Origin of the sequence: Nesterenkonia sp. E16_10 (assembly GCF_017347085.1) — a bacterium.
Lineage (GTDB): Bacteria > Actinomycetota > Actinomycetes > Actinomycetales > Micrococcaceae > Nesterenkonia.
This window is the reverse complement of the sequence record NZ_JADPSA010000030.1, coordinates 1-15,207: the sequence shown is the minus strand read 5'-3', so window position 1 is coordinate 15,207 and position 15,207 is coordinate 1. Positions and strand designations below refer to the sequence as shown.

14 protein-coding genes are annotated in these 15,207 nt (G+C 67.9%); 13 read left to right on the top strand and 1 reads right to left on the bottom strand.

The features are described 5' to 3' along the window. From infB to I2487_RS11145, 9 genes are all read left to right on the top strand, one after another. Positions 1–1,973 (top strand): translation initiation factor IF-2 (gene infB / locus I2487_RS11185; RefSeq protein ID WP_207173049.1); only part of this gene is annotated, 1,973 nt, incomplete at its 5' end. 146 nt (positions 1,974–2,119) lie between these two features. Further along, a complete protein-coding gene (rbfA, locus tag I2487_RS11180) occupies positions 2,120–2,647 on the top strand; it encodes a 30S ribosome-binding factor RbfA (RefSeq protein ID WP_207170794.1) in 528 nt (175 codons plus the stop codon). A 27-nt stretch (positions 2,648–2,674) separates the two neighbouring features. Then, positions 2,675–3,670, top strand: a complete 996-nt coding sequence (truB, locus tag I2487_RS11175; RefSeq protein ID WP_207170795.1) for a tRNA pseudouridine(55) synthase TruB — start codon at positions 2,675–2,677, stop codon at positions 3,668–3,670. Next, positions 3,667–4,032, top strand: coding sequence for a hypothetical protein (locus tag I2487_RS11170; protein WP_207170796.1), 366 nt, complete (start codon positions 3,667–3,669; stop codon positions 4,030–4,032). The genes truB and I2487_RS11170 overlap by 4 nt, the downstream gene beginning before the upstream one ends. Next, positions 4,029–4,496 carry a hypothetical protein gene (locus I2487_RS11165; protein ID WP_207170797.1) on the top strand — a complete coding sequence of 156 codons (468 nt, stop codon included), beginning with the start codon at positions 4,029–4,031 and terminating at the stop codon, positions 4,494–4,496. Before I2487_RS11170 ends, I2487_RS11165 begins: the two co-directional genes overlap by 4 nt. Then, positions 4,493–5,515: a bifunctional riboflavin kinase/FAD synthetase gene (locus tag I2487_RS11160; protein WP_207170798.1), complete on the top strand. Its 1,023-nt coding sequence runs from the start codon at positions 4,493–4,495 to the stop codon at positions 5,513–5,515. Before I2487_RS11165 ends, I2487_RS11160 begins: the two co-directional genes overlap by 4 nt. Positions 5,516–5,530: 15 nt before the next feature. Then, positions 5,531–6,412, top strand: coding sequence for a methyltransferase domain-containing protein (locus I2487_RS11155; protein ID WP_207170799.1), 882 nt, complete (start codon positions 5,531–5,533; stop codon positions 6,410–6,412). A 117-nt stretch (positions 6,413–6,529) separates the two neighbouring features. Next, positions 6,530–6,799, top strand: coding sequence for a 30S ribosomal protein S15 (rpsO, locus tag I2487_RS11150; protein ID WP_207170800.1), 270 nt, complete (start codon positions 6,530–6,532; stop codon positions 6,797–6,799). Between the two features lie 281 nt (positions 6,800–7,080). Next, complete coding sequence (locus I2487_RS11145) at positions 7,081–9,318, top strand: polyribonucleotide nucleotidyltransferase (protein WP_207170801.1); 2,238 nt, start codon at positions 7,081–7,083, stop codon at positions 9,316–9,318. Positions 9,319–9,757: 439 nt separating this feature from the next. Here I2487_RS11145 and I2487_RS11140 read toward each other — a convergent pair whose 3' ends face one another. Continuing rightward, positions 9,758–11,152 (bottom strand): MFS transporter, encoded by a 1,395-nt coding sequence (locus tag I2487_RS11140; protein ID WP_207170802.1) that lies wholly within the window; start codon positions 11,150–11,152, stop codon positions 9,758–9,760. Positions 11,153–11,565: 413 nt separating this feature from the next. On the opposite strand from I2487_RS11140, the gene I2487_RS11135 reads away from it, so the two are divergent. From I2487_RS11135 to I2487_RS11120, 4 genes are read left to right on the top strand one after another with little or no spacing between them, the layout of a single operon-like run. Further along, positions 11,566–12,957: an MBL fold metallo-hydrolase gene (locus I2487_RS11135; RefSeq protein ID WP_207170803.1), complete on the top strand. Its 1,392-nt coding sequence runs from the start codon at positions 11,566–11,568 to the stop codon at positions 12,955–12,957. A gap of 58 nt (positions 12,958–13,015) precedes the next feature. Then, a complete protein-coding gene (locus I2487_RS11130) occupies positions 13,016–13,681 on the top strand; it encodes a rhodanese-like domain-containing protein (protein ID WP_255546271.1) in 666 nt (221 codons plus the stop codon). Then, positions 13,678–14,520, top strand: a complete 843-nt coding sequence (locus I2487_RS11125) for a sulfite exporter TauE/SafE family protein (RefSeq protein WP_207170804.1) — start codon at positions 13,678–13,680, stop codon at positions 14,518–14,520. Before I2487_RS11130 ends, I2487_RS11125 begins: the two co-directional genes overlap by 4 nt. 34 nt (positions 14,521–14,554) lie before the next feature. Further along, the gene (locus tag I2487_RS11120; RefSeq protein ID WP_207170805.1) at positions 14,555–14,833 is read left to right on the top strand and encodes a metal-sensitive transcriptional regulator; all 279 of its coding nucleotides are present in this window, start codon (positions 14,555–14,557) and stop codon (positions 14,831–14,833) included. The last annotated feature ends 374 nt before the right edge of the window (positions 14,834–15,207 follow it).

The window sequence follows — 15,207 nt, the reverse complement described above, 5'->3', positions numbered from 1 at the left end:
CGCCACGCGGCGGTCGCGGCGGCGGTCCGCGCCGCGGCGGCGCGGCCGGTGCCTTCGGTCGCGGCGGCTCCAAGGCCAAGGCGCGCAAGTCCAAGCGCGCAAAGCGTCAGGAGATGGAGCAGCGTCAGTCTCGCGAGATCGGCGGTGTGCGCGTTCCCAAGGGAGACGGCACCACCACCGTGCGGCTGCGTCGCGGCTCCTCGCTGGGTGACTTCGCCGAGAAGATCAATGCCGAGCCGGCAGCGATGGTCACCGTGCTGATGAAGCTCGGAGAGATGGCCACCGCCAACCAGTCCCTCGACGAAGAGACCTTCCACCTGCTGGGCGAGGAGCTGGGCTACCCGGTCCAGATCGTCTCCCCGGAGGACGAGGATCGCGAGCTGCTCGAGACCTTCGACATCAACATCGAAGACGAGCTGGCGGCCGAGAGCTCCGAGGAGCTGTTCGCTCGTGCCGCCGTCGTGACCGTCATGGGTCACGTCGACCACGGCAAGACCCGACTCCTGGACTCCATCCGAAGCGCGAAGGTGACCGAAGGCGAAGCCGGCGGCATCACCCAGCACATCGGTGCCTACCAGGTCCACGTCGAGCACGAGGGCGTCGAGCGCGGCCTGACCTTCATCGATACTCCCGGTCACGAGGCGTTCACCGCCATGCGTGCCCGTGGTGCGAAGGTCACCGACATTGCTGTGCTGGTCGTGGCCGCCGATGACGGCGTCATGCCCCAGACCATCGAAGCGCTGAACCACGCGAAGGCCGCTGACGTGCCGGTCGTGGTCGCGGTCAACAAGATGGACAAGGAAGGCGCCTCGCCGGACAAGGTCCGCGGTCAGCTGGCCGAATACGGCCTGGTTCCCGAGGAGTACGGCGGCGACACCATGTTCGTCAACGTCTCCGCGCTGAAGCACCTGCACATCGACGAGCTCCTCGAGGCCGTGCTGCTCACCGCAGACGCAGCCCTGGAGCTCACCGCGAACCCGAACAAGGCAGCTCGCGGTGTGGCCATCGAAGCGAACCTGGACAAGGGTCGCGGCGCCGTGGCCACTGTGCTGGTCCAGTCGGGCACGCTGCGGGTCGGTGACAACATGGTCGCCGGCACCGCCCACGGACGAGTCCGCGCCATGTTCGACGAGCACGGCGAGACCGTCAAGGAGGCCGTGCCCTCGCGGCCGGTGCAGGTCCTGGGTCTGTCTTCGGTGCCTCGCGCCGGTGACACCTTCCTGTCCACCTCCGATGACCGCACCGCTCGCCAGATCGCTGAGAAGCGTGAGGCGGTGGAGCGCAACGCTCAGCTGGCCAAGCGCCGCAAGCGGATCAGCCTGGAAGATTTCGACCAGGCTGTGGCCGACGGCAAGATCGACACGCTCAACCTCATCCTCAAGGGCGACGTCTCCGGTGCCGTGGAGGCCCTGGAAGATGCGCTGCTCAAGATCGATGTGGGTGCCGATGTGCAGCTGCGCGTCATCCACCGCGGCGTCGGCGCGATCACGCAGAACGACGTGAACCTGGCCACTGTGGACAACGCAGTGATCATCGGCTTCAACGTCCGTCCTGCGGAGCGGGTCAACGATCTCGCCGAGCGTGAAGGCGTGGACATGCGCTTCTACTCGGTCATCTACGCGGCGATCGACGACATCGAGGCAGCCCTGAAGGGCATGCTGAAGCCCGAGTACGAAGAGGCTTCACTGGGCACCGCGGAGGTCCGCGAGGTCTTCCGTTCCTCGAAGTTCGGCAGCATCGCCGGTTCGATCGTCCGCTCCGGGCTCATCCGCCGCAACGCCAAGGCGCGCCTGGTGCGCGACGGCAACGTGGTGGCAGAGAACCTCACCATCGAGTCGCTCAAGCGGTTCAAGGACGACGCCACCGAGGTCCGCGACGGCTTCGAGTGCGGCATCGGCCTCGGATCCTTCAACGACATCCGCGAAGGTGACAGCATCGAGACCTGGGAGATGCGCGAGATCCCGCGCTCCTGATCAGGCCCGCCGGTTCTACCGGTGAGCGCTCCGGGGACCCTGCCACAGGCGGGGTCCCCGGAGTCGTCCGCAGACCATACCCACCCGGTGGCGCCGCAGCGCGAGACCGGGCCCGGGACCCAGAAGTTTTTTGAAAGGAGCGCATCATGGCAGATCCAGCACGCGCCGCACGATTGGCGCAGCGCATCAAAGTGATCGTGGCCGAGGCGCTGCGTCGCCGGGTCAAGGATGAGCGCGCAGAGCTGATCACGGTCACCGACGCCCGAGTGACCAACGATCTCCAGCACTCCACGGTGTACTACACCGTCATGGCCTCCGACGAGGAGTCCCGAGCCGGGGCCGAAGCGGTCCTGGCCGCGAACCAGGGCACGCTGCGCTATGAGCTCGGCCGGCAGCTGAACATCCGGCTGACCCCGACCCTGGAGTTCGTCGCCGACGAGATCCCAGAGTCTGCCGCGCACATGGAGGACCTGCTGCGCAAGGCCCGGGAACAGGACGAACAGGTCGCAGCCCTGCGCAAGGACGCCCAGCCCGCCTCGGAGGAGAAGCCCTACCGCTGGCAGGTCGAGGAGGAGCCCGCAGCATCCGAGGACGCCGCCGGCACCGCATCCGAGGATGACGCCGCCGGCACCGCCTCTGAGGACGCCGGCCGGTCCAGCTCCGCGGATCGCTGAGCGCACGGAAGCTGAGGCGGAACACCCATGGGGAAGAAGCAGAAGCCTGAAGAGCTGGAGGTCGGCTCCGGACTTGTCCTGGTGGACAAGCCGGCCGGCCTGACCAGCCATGACGTGGTCGGTCGGATCCGCAAGCTCGCCGGGACCCGCAAGGTGGGCCACGCCGGGACCCTGGACCCGATGGCCACCGGGGTCCTGGTGGTCGGGATCAACCGCGCCACCAGGCTGCTGACCCATATCGTGGGGGTCGACAAGACCTACACCGCCACCGTACGGCTGGGCCAGTCCACCTCCACCGACGACGCCGAGGGAGAGGTCCTGCAGAGCAGGTTCGCCAATGCGGTGACCCCGGCCGACATCATGGCCGAGGTCGCGAAGCTCACCGGCGCGATCCAACAGGTCCCCGCCACGGTCTCGGCGATCAAGGTGGAGGGCCAGCGCGCCCATGCCCGGGTCCGCGCCGGCGAGGAGGTCGCGCTGAAGTCGCGCAGCGTCACGGTGCACCACTTTGAGGTCTTCGACGTCCGGCGGATCGACGGCGGCAAGCTGGTCGACGTCGACGTCGAGGTTCGGGTCTCCTCCGGCACCTACGTGCGCGCCCTGGCCCGCGACCTGGGCGAGGCGCTCGGCGTCGGCGGTCACCTCACCGCACTGCGACGCACCGCGGTGGGCTCCTACAGCATCGACCAGACCCTGACCCTGGACCAGCTGGGGGAGGACTTCGGCTATATCGGCCTGGCCGAGGCCGCCGAGCAGCTCTTCCCGAAACGTCAGCTCACGCTCCAAGAGGTGGAGAACCTCGGCTACGGCCGGCGGATCACCGCTTCCGGCACCGGTGAGGACCCGCAGCTCACCGCCGCCTTCGCCCCCGACGGGACGCTCGTCGCGCTGCTGGCCGACGTGCCCGCCAAGAAGGGCGCCTCGGCCTCCCCGGACGCCGCCCAGGCCGCAGACTCCGGATCCACCGACTACCAGGCCAAGCCCGAACTGGTCTTCCTGATCACCAACGGAGTCGCTGGATGACGGTGATGTTCCTCATAGGCGCCCTCGTCTGTGGGCTCTCCGTGCTGATCTGCTGGGTGATGACCGCCGTCCGGGATCACCCCGCGGATTCCTCGATCATCTCGCTGGCCGCGATCGAGCTCTACCTGATCGCCTACGGCATCTACGCGGGTATCCGGCAGCTCGGCGGCGCCTCGGTGGCCGGCGAGGCCTGGGAGTTCTGGGGTTATATTCTCACTGCACTCCTGTTGCCGATCGGAGTGTTCATCTGGGCCATGATCGACAAGACCCGCTGGTCCAACCTGGTGATGAGCTTCGTCGGGCTCGTCGTCTTCGTGATGGTCTACCGCTTGGAGGAGATCTGGTGGGGAAGCGCGCTATGAACGAATCGCCGCAGGACGAGCCGAGCCACGCCTCACCGACCCCGCGCAACCGCGGGGTCGGGATGCTGATCATCACCGCCTACGGCATCTTCGCCGTCTCCTCCTTCGCCCGGGCGCTGTACCAGATCCTCACCGACTTCGACGCCTCCCCGGTGTCCTACTCGCTCAGCGCCTTCGCCGCGGCCGTCTACATCGTCGCCACCGTGGCCCTGGCCAAGATCGGGCCCCGCGCCTGGCTGGTGGCGCTGATCGCGGTGCTGGTGGAGCTCACCGGCGTGCTCGCCGTCGGCCTCTGGACCTACCTGGATCCCGAGCTGTTCAACGAGGCCACCGTGTGGTCGCACTTCGGCGAGGGCTACGGGTTCGTGCCCCTGGTTCTGCCGTTCATCGGCCTGTTCTGGCTGCTGCGGCACCGGCCCGGCACCGAGGCCGCACGGGGTGCCGCGCAGCGTGCCCGGCGATGAGCGATAAACTGACTGACGTGCAGTTCTGGAATGGTCTTGAAGAAGTCCCCCGCGGGCTCGGACCCACCGCAGTGACCATCGGCAACTTCGACGGCGTCCACCTGGGCCACCAGGAGGTCCTCACCCGCCTGGTCGCCGCCGCCCACGAGCAGGCCGAGCCCGGCGAGCAGGCGACACCCCAGGCGGTGGCGATCACCTTCGACCCGCACCCGCTGCAGGTCCATCGCCCGGAGGAGTCCCCGGTGATGCTCACCGGCACTGCGGAGAAGCTCCAGCGCCTGGCCGAGACCGGCATCGATGCGCTGCTGGTGCTGCACTACAACCTCGACCTCGCCGGACTGACGCCCGAGGAGTTCGTGAAGACCTACTTCGTGGACACGCTGAACGCCGCCGTGGTGGTCATCGGCCACGACGTGCGCTTCGGCCGCGGAAACTCCGGGAACTTCGAGACCATGGTCGAGCTCGGCCGACGCTACGGCTTCGCGGTGCTCGGCGTGGACGACTTCGCGCTGACCGGGCATTCCGTGGCAGAGACCGAACGCCGCTGCTCCTCGACCTGGGTGCGTGAGGCCCTGGACGCCGGGGACGTCGCGGCCGCCGCCGAGGTGCTCGGCCGACCCCACGCGGTGCTGGGCGAGGTGGTCCACGGGGCCGCCCGTGGACGTGACCTGGGCTTCCCGACCGCGAACCTGGGCCGTGACTCCGAGGGCATGATCCCCGCCGACGGCGTCTACGCCGGCTGGCTGGTCGACGCGGCCGGCGCCCGCTGGCCCGCCGCGATCTCCGTGGGTTCGAATCCCACGTTCCATGGCGTGGAACGCGTGGTGGAGTCCCACGTGATCGACCGTCCCACCGAGGCGGTGGAGGACTTCGACCTCTACGGCCAGCACGTGCGGGTGGAATTCGTCGAACGGCTGCGCGGAATGGTCGCCTACGAGGGTGTGGCCAAGCTGGTGGAACAGATGTACCAGGACGTGGAGCAGACCCGCGAGGTCCTCGCCCGGGTCCGCGCCGAATAGCGCCGGGTTCCGCCGGTGCCCTCACGCCCCAAGCCCCGACCCGCCCAGCAGGCGCTGATCACCGACCCGGAGCGCCGCCGCCGGCTCGGCGCCGCCTTCGCCGATGACACCTCGCTGCAGGAGGCCTGGCGCTACGACGCGCTGCGCCCCCGCTATCCGCAGACGCTGCTGGATCAGCTGCTGGAGACGGCGGGGCGCTCCGGTGCCCGCGGGGAGCCGGTGATCGCCGAGCTCGGAGCCGGCACCGGGATCCTCACCCGGGAGCTGCTGGACCGCGGAGCGCGGGTGCATGCGGTGGAACCCTCAGCGGCGATGACCGAGGTGCTGCGCGCCCGCAGCGCCGATCAGCAGCAGGACCACGAGCCCGGCCATCAGCACTCCCGGCTGCAGGTCCACCTGAGCACGGCGGAGGCGACCGGGCTCGGCGAGGCGAGCTGCGACGTCGTCGTCGCCGCCCAGGCCTGGCACTGGTTCGATGATGAGCTCGTCCAAGACGAGGTGCGCCGGATCCTGCGCCCGCAGGGGGTGCTCGCCGTGCTGGCGAACTACCTGGACACCTCGGTGGCCTGGGTGCACCGGCTGACCCGGATCATGCGCGCCGGGGACGTCTACCGGCCCGGCTGGACCCCGCCGGTGGACCCCGCCCGGTTCAGCGCCTGGGAGACCACGCTGACCCGGTGGGAGCGGGGGATCACCCCGGAGCAGATCCGCGAGCTCGGGACCACGCTGAGCTCCTGGCTCTCCGCCGACGAGCCCGCACGGGCCCGGCGCCGGGCCAACCTGGACTGGTACCTGGACGAGCACCTCGCCCTGACCCCGGGGGAGCCGGTGGCGCTGCCGTATCTCAGCGTGCTGCACACCAGCGTTTCACGTGTGCCAGGGGCTCCTGTATCGTAGAAAGGTCGCTTCGGCGACATCGTCATGCTGCAGTCCGCGGTGGCTGACACTGGTCCCTGGCCCCTTCTGGGGCAAAGCCCGGTCCTGTTCGCGGTACAACAATGAAGGAGCTCTTCCATGGCTTTAGATCCCGTTGTCAAACAGGAGATCATCAAGGAGTACGCAACTTCCGAGGGTGACACTGGTTCACCCGAGGTTCAGGTTGCGGTTCTGACGCGTCGGATCTCCGACCTCACCGAGCACCTGAAGGTGCACAAGCATGATCACCACACCCGTCGTGGTCTGATGATCCTGGTGGGTCGCCGTCGTCGTCTGCTGAAGTACCTTGCTGCTACGGACGTCGAGCGCTACCGTTCGCTGATCAAGCGTCTCGGTATTCGCCGATGAGCTTCAGCGTCAAACGCTGATACCCAAGCAACGAAACAGGCGGCTCCTCACACGGTCTTCACGGCCGTAGGAGCCGCCTGCTTTGTATGCGAGGATAGTGGGTGGCGCACCCGCCAGTGAGAGGGATCGAACTCATATGTTCCGGTCCTCGGTAGTAGCCTCCGGGAGGCACGAGACGTGCCAGGCCCGTGGGCTTCGATCGATGACCGACCATATGTACGCAGATCCTTTCCTCTCACTGGCTCGCCAGTAATGCACGCAACTGAGAGGAGACACCTGTAATGCAGGGTCCCGAGATTCACTACACCGAAGCCGTGATCGACAACGGATCATTCGGTACACGCACGATTTCCTTCGAGACCGGCCGCCTCGCCAAGCAGGCCGCCGGTTCCGTCCTGGTCACCATGGACGAAGACACCACGCTGCTCTCGGCCACCACGGTGGGCAAGTCTCCCCGTGAGGGCTTCGACTTCTTCCCGCTGACGGTCGACGTCGAAGAGCGCATGTACGCCGCAGGTCGCATCCCCGGCAGCTTCTTCCGTCGCGAGGGTCGCCCCTCCACCGACGCGATCCTGGCCTGCCGCCTGATCGACCGCCCGCTGCGCCCCGCGTTCAAGAAGGGCATCCGCAACGAGGTCCAGGTCGTGGAGACCGTGCTCTCGATCAACCCGGATGACCTCTACGACGTGGTCGCCATCAACGGCGCCTCGATGTCCACCCAGCTCTCCGGTCTGCCGTTCTCCGGCCCGATCGGTGCAGTGCGCGTGGCGCTCATCGACAACGGCTCCGGCGCCCAGTGGGTCGCCTTCCCGAAGCACTCGCAGCTCAAGGACGCCGTGTTCAACATGGTCGTCGCCGGCCGCGTCGTGGGCGACGACATCGCCGTGCTGATGGTCGAGGCCGAAGCCACCGATGACTCCTGGAAGCTCATCAAGGAGCAGGGCCGCACCGCCCCGACCGAGGACATCGTGGCCGAGGGCCTGGAGGCCGCCAAGCCGTTCATCAAGGTCCTCTGCGACGCGCAGGCAGACCTGGCAGCACGCGCCGCCAAGCCCGCCATCGACATCCCGACCTTCGTGGACTACGAGGATGACGTGCTGGCAGCGGTGGAGTCTTCGGCTTCCGAGCGTCTGAGCAGCATCTACCAGATCGCTGACAAGCAGGAGCGCGACACTGCCGACGCCGAGCTGAAGGCCGAGGTCCGCGAGGAGCTCGCCGGCGAGGGCAAGACGTTCGAGGGCCGCGGCGGCGAAGTCGCCAAGGCCATCGGCGCGGTGACCAAGCAGGTCATCCGCCAGCGCATCCTGCGCGACCAGGTCCGCATCGACGGCCGCGGTCTGACGGACATCCGTCAGCTCACCGCCGAGGTCGAGGTCCTTCCCCGCGTACACGGCTCGGCCATCTTCGAGCGCGGCGAGACCCAGATCATGGGTGTCACCACGCTGAACATGCTCAAGCTCGAGCAGAACATCGACTCGCTGTCGCCGGTGAAGACCAAGCGCTACATGCACAACTACAACTTCCCGCCGTACTCGGTCGGTGAGACCGGCCGCGTGGGTTCGCCCAAGCGCCGCGAAATCGGACATGGTGCCCTCGCAGAGCGCGCCATCACCCCGGTGCTGCCCTCCCGCGAGGAGTTCCCCTACGCGATCCGCCAGGTCTCTGAGGCCCTGGGCTCCAACGGCTCCACCTCGATGGGTTCGGTCTGCGCCTCGACGCTGTCCATGCTCAACGCCGGTGTGCCGCTGAAGGCTCCGGTGGCAGGCATCGCCATGGGCCTGGTCTCCGACCAGGTCGACGGTGAGACCCGCTACGCCGCCCTGACCGACATCCTCGGCGCCGAAGATGCCTTCGGCGACATGGACTTCAAGGTCGCCGGCACCTCCGAGTTCGTCACAGCCATCCAGCTGGACACCAAGCTCGACGGAATCCCGGCCTCGGTGCTCTCCGCAGCGCTGAAGCAGGCCCGCGAGGCTCGCCTGCACATCCTGAGCGTCATGGCCGCCGCCATCGACACCCCGGATGAGATGTCCGAGTTCGCACCGCGCATCATCTCGGTGATGGTCCCCGTGGACAAGATCGGCGAGGTCATCGGCCCGAAGGGCAAGATGATCAACCAGATCCAGGAGGACACCGGCACCGACATCTCGATCGAGGATGACGGCACCGTGCTGATCGGCGCGACCAACGGCGAAGCTGCTGAGGCGGCCCGCGCCGCGGTCAACGCGATCGCCAACCCGCAGGTCCCCGAGATCGGCGAGCGGTACCTGGGCACCGTGGTCAAGCTGACCACGTTCGGCGCGTTCATCTCGCTGACCCCGGGCAAGGACGGCCTGCTGCACATCTCCGAGCTGCGCAAGCTCAACGAGGGCAAGCGCGTGGACGACGTCGAAGACGTGGTCAGCGTCGGCCAGCGCATCCAGGTCGAGATCTCCAAGGTCGATGACCGCGGAAAGCTCAGCCTGGCCCCCGTCGTCGAAGGTGACGGCTCCTCGGAGTCGGGCAACGACGACGCGTGATCAGTTTCTGCTGATCGGTTCCAGCTGAGAAGCTGAGCCACCTAGGACGGCCGGTGAGGTTCCCTTTTCAAAGGGGCCTCACCGGCCGTTTTTGCGCGTGCCCGGCCTTTTCGAAGGCCCCCTGCGGCTTGGTACTGCCGTGGCAGCCGGCCCTCGCATCGAGTGGGCGATCTGAGGGACTTTCGGGCCTCGAAAGCGCCTCAAACGCCCTCAAATTGCACAATGGATGAGCGATGTGGCGGCCCATCGGCGCACACCTGGCCCGGGTCCTCTGCCCGCGCCTGCCGGTCCGGCTCAGGCGCATCCATAGTGCAATTCGACCGCCATTTCGGCAGGTTTCCGCGGGGAGACCTGCACAGATTGCACAATCGATGACGGCACGGTGCTCCGGGAGTGGAGCGTCGCGCCGAGAGGCCGCTGGTGCTGCCCCCGCGGAGGGTCAGTGGTCTGAGTAGTCTCCCGAGTAGTCCCGCGCGTTGCTCACGCCCAGCGCGTTGCCCACTGCGGCCAGGATGATCAGCAACGCTGCGACCAGCGGGACCAGGGCGGCGGTCTGGGTGCCGAAGCTCTCAGCCAGGTAGCCGGTGACCGCCGAGGACGAGGACTGCCCGATCACGATCGCCGTGGTCAGCAGGGACATCACCGTGGTGGAGCGACCGCGCGGACTGCGCTCGGCCACCAGGCTGAACTGGGTCACCAGGGTCGGGCCGATGCCGACCCCCATCACCAGCAGCACCAGCAGCAGCACCGGCAGGGCGGAGGCGAACTGCAGCCCGATGGTGCCCAGCAGCAGCACCCCGCCGAAGCTCAGCCAGCGCGCCTGAAGGCTGAAGCTGGCCGGGAACAGGGCGGCGGCGAGGGCGAAGACCGCCGAGCCGATGCCCATGGCGCCATAGACCAGTCCGGCGCGTTCGGCGTAGCCGAGGTCTGCCATGAAGGAGGTCAGCGTGGTCAGCGTGGAGCCGAAGATCAGCCCGATGCCCAGGGCGCCGCACATCAGCACCAGCAGCCGCGGCGCGAACAGGGCCGCCACCGGCGCGGGCTCCTGGTGGGTGGCGGCGTTCTTGGGCACCGCCTCGGCGGTGCGGTGCAGCGCGAAGGTGATCAGGAAGCACAGGGTCAGGATCGCGGCGCCGATCATCGGGGCCGCCCCACCCAGGGTCGCCGCGAGCAGACCGACGATGACCGGTCCGAAGACGAAGGTGATCTCATCGGCCGCGGACTCATACGCCATGGTCGAGTTCATCGTCTTCTGCTGCCGCGCCGGTGGCAGCTCGCGGAAGATCACGCCCACCAGGCGGCTGCGCGACATCGGCGGGACCTGGGGAGCGGTGGCGCCCACCAGGAAGGCCGAGATCAGCACGGCCCAGGTGCCCAGGGGGCTATAGACCACCCAGGCCATGGCAAGCAGCGAAAGGCTGCTGGCGGCTCCGGCGATCAGCAACACCCGGCGCTGCCCCCAGCGGTCTGCCGCGGCCCCGATCAGCGGACCGAAGATCGCGGTGCCCAGCCCCACCATGGCTGAGGTCAGTCCGCCCAGGCTGATCGAGTCCCGGGCGGCCACCACCAGGGTGAGCACCCCGACCACCATCATCGCGTAGGGGAAGCGGGCCAGCAGGGCCACCGGGAAGTAGGCGGGGCCGACGGCGCCGCGCAGCGTCGGCTGCGGGTCGGCGCCGGGGAAGCTGGAGGCCGTCTTGCGGGCCGGCGCGGGACCCTGGGGACCTTCCGCTGGGATCTTCGCCTCCGGTGAGCCTGCCGCGGAGGGGCTCTCAAGCGGGTCGTCGGTCAGGGCGGCGTGCGGCCGCTCGGCGTCGTGCTTCTTCGCGGGCATGTGGGGGTCCTCCGGTGTCGGCTCTGGCGTGCTCAGTGCCGCCTTGACCCCGGCGTCGTGCCCGTGGGCTGTGGCTGGGATCAGGTAGATACACAAGATTGCTGCGTCCGCGCGCAGGCCGCCGATTCGGCGGTCCCGGAGGAGGGCAGGTCACCAGCGTACCGGCTCATGTTTCCGCCGTGTGAACTTCGTCTCTCAGATCACATGCGACCGCCCAGAAGTTCACCCAGACGCCTGCCCAGACGCCCGCCCAGAAGTCCGCGCAGACGTCCGCACCTTCGGCCGCAGATGCGGCGCATCGGACCAGCCCGCCAGAGTCCTGACTTTCGCAGATTTGTATACCCCTGGGGGTATGTGTCAGAGTGGGTACATACCCCCCGGGGTATCCATTGACTTTCACAGGAAGGGATCTCATGCTTCTGGAACGGATCTACGACGAGGACCTGGCACAGGCCAGCTACTTCATCGGCTGCCAGTCCAAGGGCGAGGCGATCGTGATCGACGCTCGCCGCGACATCAGCGAGTACCTCGAGCTCGCCGCCCGCCACGGCATGCGCATCACCGCCGTGGCCGAGACTCACATCCACGCCGACTACCTCTCCGGCACCCGCGAGCTCGCGGCCGCCGCGAACGCCGAGGCCTATGTCTCCGGCGAGGGCGGGGAGGACTGGCAGTACGGCTTCGACGCCACCCGGCTGGCCCACGGCGACGTGATCACCCTGGGCAACATCCGTGTGGAGGCGCGCCACACTCCCGGTCACACCCCGGAGCACCTGGTGTACCTGGTGACCGACGGCGCCTTCAGCGAGGACCCGGGCTACATGATCTCCGGAGACTTCGTCTTCGCCGGAGATCTCGGCCGTCCCGACCTGCTCGATGAGGCAGCCGGGGGAGTGGACACCCGCTTCGAGGGAGCCAAGCAGCTCTTTGCGAGCCTCAAGAACCAGTTCCTCACCCTGCCCGACCACATCCTGGTCTACCCCGGGCACGGCTCCGGCAGCGCCTGCGGCAAGGCGCTGGGCGCCCTGCCGGCCACCACGGTCGGCTACGAGCGCACCAACGCCTGGTGGTCCAAGCACCTGGCCAACGACGACGAACAGGGCTTCATCGACGAGCTGCTCGACGGTCAGCCCGACGCCCACGCCTACTTCGGTCGCATGAAGCGCGAGAACAAGGAAGGCCCCGCAGTGCTCGGCCCCCTGAGCCCGCTTCAGGCCTTCACCTCGGATCAGGTGCGCAGCGCCCTGGAGGAGGACCGGGCGATCTTCGTGGACACCCGCACCAACGACGAGGTCAAGAAGGGCACCGTCCTCGGGGCACTGAACATCCCGGCCGGCGGCAAGTTCGCCAGCTACGGCGCCTGGGCCTACGACCCGGAGAAGGAGCAGCAGCCGCTGATCCTCCTGGCCGCAGATCAGGATCAGGCCGAGGACATGCGCAACCACCTGATGCGAGTCGGCATCGATGCGGTCAAGGGCTACACGATCAGCCTTGCTGACCTGCCGCAGACCCAGCCCGCCACGATCACCCCTGCAGAGCTGGAAGACTTCGAGCCGGCACTGCTGCTGGATGTGCGCAACAAGTCCGAGCATGCCGCGGGCCACGTCCCCGGCTCCAAGCAGCTCAGCGCCGGACGCGTGCTGTGGCACCAGGATCAGCTGCCCGCCTCCGGCCCGATCGTCACGTACTGCCAGTCCGGGGTCCGGAACTCCGTGGCGGCCAGCGCGCTGCGCCGGCAGGGCCACGACGTCCGTGAGCTCGTCGGCAGCTACGCAGGCTGGTCCGACTGGAACACATCGCACTGACCAGCTGTTCTGGTCTGACCGAAGCACCCCATAATTCTCGAGAGGAACCACCAGCCTTATGGCGAACACCACCACGACCACCACCCCGACGACGACGACGGGGGCCGCATCCCCGATGAGCCCCACCGAACTCGCCGAGAAGCTCCGCTCACAGGACACTCCGCTGCTCGTCGACGTCCGCACCCCTGCGGAGCACGAGTCGCTGCGGGTCCCCGGGTCCCACAACGTTCCGCTGGATCTGCTGCAGAAGAACAAGGAGACCCTGGCCGAGCAGTTCACCGGGGAGATCGTGCTGATCTGCCAGACCGGCAACCGCGCGAACCAGGCCCTGCAGCACTTGCGCGCTGCAGGAGTGGACACCGCGCGGGTGCTCGACGGCGGCGTCGTCGCCATGGAGGCGCAGCACAGCCAGCACACGCACCGCGGTCAGCAGCGCTGGGCCATGGACCGTCAGGTCCGGATGGTCGCAGGGTCGCTGGTGCTCACCGGGTTCCTGGGTGGGAAGCTGATCTCCCCGAAGGTCGGCTACCTGGCCGGCGCGATCGGCGCGGGCCTGACGTTCTCCGCGCTGACCGATTCCTGCGCGATGGCTGCGGCGCTGAACAAGATGCCGTGGAACAAGGTGGAGGCTGATCCGACCGTGGAGAAGCTGCTGGCGGAGATTCCACGCTCCACCGCGATCCAGGCAGCCCAGGCCGCCCGGACCCAGGCGCCGCGGGGATGAGCGCCGGCCTGATTCTGGCGATGATCCTCGCCGTAGGGATCGGGCTCTCACTGGGCCTGCTCGGTGGCGGAGGCACCATCCTGGCGGTGCCGCTGCTGACCTACGTCGCAGGGTTCCCCGCGCATGAGGCCATTGCCGCCTCGATGTTCATCATCGGGGTGACCTCCGCGGTCAGCGTGGTCGCCCACGCCAGGCGCGGGAACGTGGAGTGGCGGACCGGATTCATCTTCGGTGCCGCGGCCATGGCCGGTGCCTTCGGCGGCGGACTGCTGGGGAGCCGACTGCCCAGCGTGGTGCTGATGGTGGCCTTCGGGATCATGATGGTCGCCACCGCCCTGGCCATGATCCTGGACCGCCGGGCCAAGGCCGCCGGCGGGCCGCGGAAGAAGCTGCCCCTGGGCAAGATCATCCTCGAGGGCCTCGTGGTCGGGGTGGTGACCGGCATGGTCGGCGCCGGCGGAGGATTCCTGGTGGTCCCGGCGCTGGTGCTGCTGGGCGGGCTTTCGATGCCCGCCGCGGTGGGCACCTCGCTGCTGATCATCTCGATGAAGTCCTTCACCGGGCTCGCCGGGTATCTGACCTCGGTGAGCATCGACTGGGGCCCGGTGCTGATCATCACCGCGATCACCGTGATCGGCGCCTTGATCGGCACCGCGTTCGGCAAGTACGTCCCGGAGAAGGCGCTGAAGAAGGCCTTCGGGTACCTGGTGCTGGCCATGGGTGTGCTGGTGTTCCTCCAGGAGCTGCCGCTGGCCTACGGCATCGGAGCGGCGCTGGTGATCGTCGGGCTGCTGGGAACGATGTTGTACCGCCGGCGGGAACCTCAGCTGGCATCATAGAGTTGAATCAGTGCGAGAAGCAGGGGAGAGAGTCATGAGAGAAGCCGATCCGGAGACACAGCGCAAGATCGTGAACCGCCTGAAGCGGGCCCGGGGTCAGTTGGACTCGGTGATCAACGCCGTGGAGAACGGCGGGAGCTGCCGCGACGTGGTCACCCAGCTCGCGGCCGTGTCCACCGCCCTGGACCGGGCTGGGTTCAGCGTGGTCTCCTCGGCGATGCAGTTCTGCCTCACCGATCCTGAGGCCGCCGCCGAGGACGAGGACGGGCTGACCGTGGCGGAGCTCGAGAAGCTCTTCCTCTCGCTCTCCTGAGCTCGCGCCTCCGATCCCAAGGTCCCTCCCTGTGCACGCTCGTCGTGCCCGGGGCTCAACGGCTCATCTTCTGAAAGGCCCAGTCATCCGGCTGGGCCTTTCGTCTGTGCCCCCGCGCGTCGGATTCTCGCGGGACCTTGTGCCCTAGACGCGGCTCGCGTTGAGTGGGACCTTCGATGGAAGCGACTCATGAGGGACACCCGGGCGGAGATCCACGCATGGCGACAACATTCGACTACACCGCCGATGGGGCCAGGGACGTCCCACGGACAGTGCCCCGCTCCAAGGGGAAGATCGTCGTCAGCTGGCTGACGACCACCGATCACAAGGTGATCGGGTACATGTACCTGATCACCTCCTTCCTGTTCTTCTGC

Bases quoted from the DNA above. Each gene is read 5' to 3' on its own strand.
- I2487_RS11130 (WP_255546271.1), top strand. From the start codon at position 13,016: ATGGCGAACACCACCACGACCACCACCCCGACGACGACGACGGGGGCC.
- I2487_RS11170 (WP_207170796.1), top strand. From the start codon at position 3,667: ATGACGGTGATGTTCCTCATAGGCGCCCTCGTCTGTGGGCTCTCCGTG.
- I2487_RS11165 (WP_207170797.1), top strand. From the start codon at position 4,029: ATGAACGAATCGCCGCAGGACGAGCCGAGCCACGCCTCACCGACCCCG.
- I2487_RS11135 (WP_207170803.1), top strand. From the start codon at position 11,566: ATGCTTCTGGAACGGATCTACGACGAGGACCTGGCACAGGCCAGCTAC.
- rpsO (WP_207170800.1), top strand. From the start codon at position 6,530: ATGGCTTTAGATCCCGTTGTCAAACAGGAGATCATCAAGGAGTACGCA.
- I2487_RS11140 (WP_207170802.1), bottom strand. From the start codon at position 11,152: ATGCCCGCGAAGAAGCACGACGCCGAGCGGCCGCACGCCGCCCTGACC.
- I2487_RS11160 (WP_207170798.1), top strand. From the start codon at position 4,493: ATGAGCGATAAACTGACTGACGTGCAGTTCTGGAATGGTCTTGAAGAA.
- I2487_RS11120 (WP_207170805.1), top strand. From the start codon at position 14,555: ATGAGAGAAGCCGATCCGGAGACACAGCGCAAGATCGTGAACCGCCTG.
- I2487_RS11145 (WP_207170801.1), top strand. From the start codon at position 7,081: ATGCAGGGTCCCGAGATTCACTACACCGAAGCCGTGATCGACAACGGA.
- truB (WP_207170795.1), top strand. From the start codon at position 2,675: ATGGGGAAGAAGCAGAAGCCTGAAGAGCTGGAGGTCGGCTCCGGACTT.
- I2487_RS11125 (WP_207170804.1), top strand. From the start codon at position 13,678: ATGAGCGCCGGCCTGATTCTGGCGATGATCCTCGCCGTAGGGATCGGG.
- rbfA (WP_207170794.1), top strand. From the start codon at position 2,120: ATGGCAGATCCAGCACGCGCCGCACGATTGGCGCAGCGCATCAAAGTG.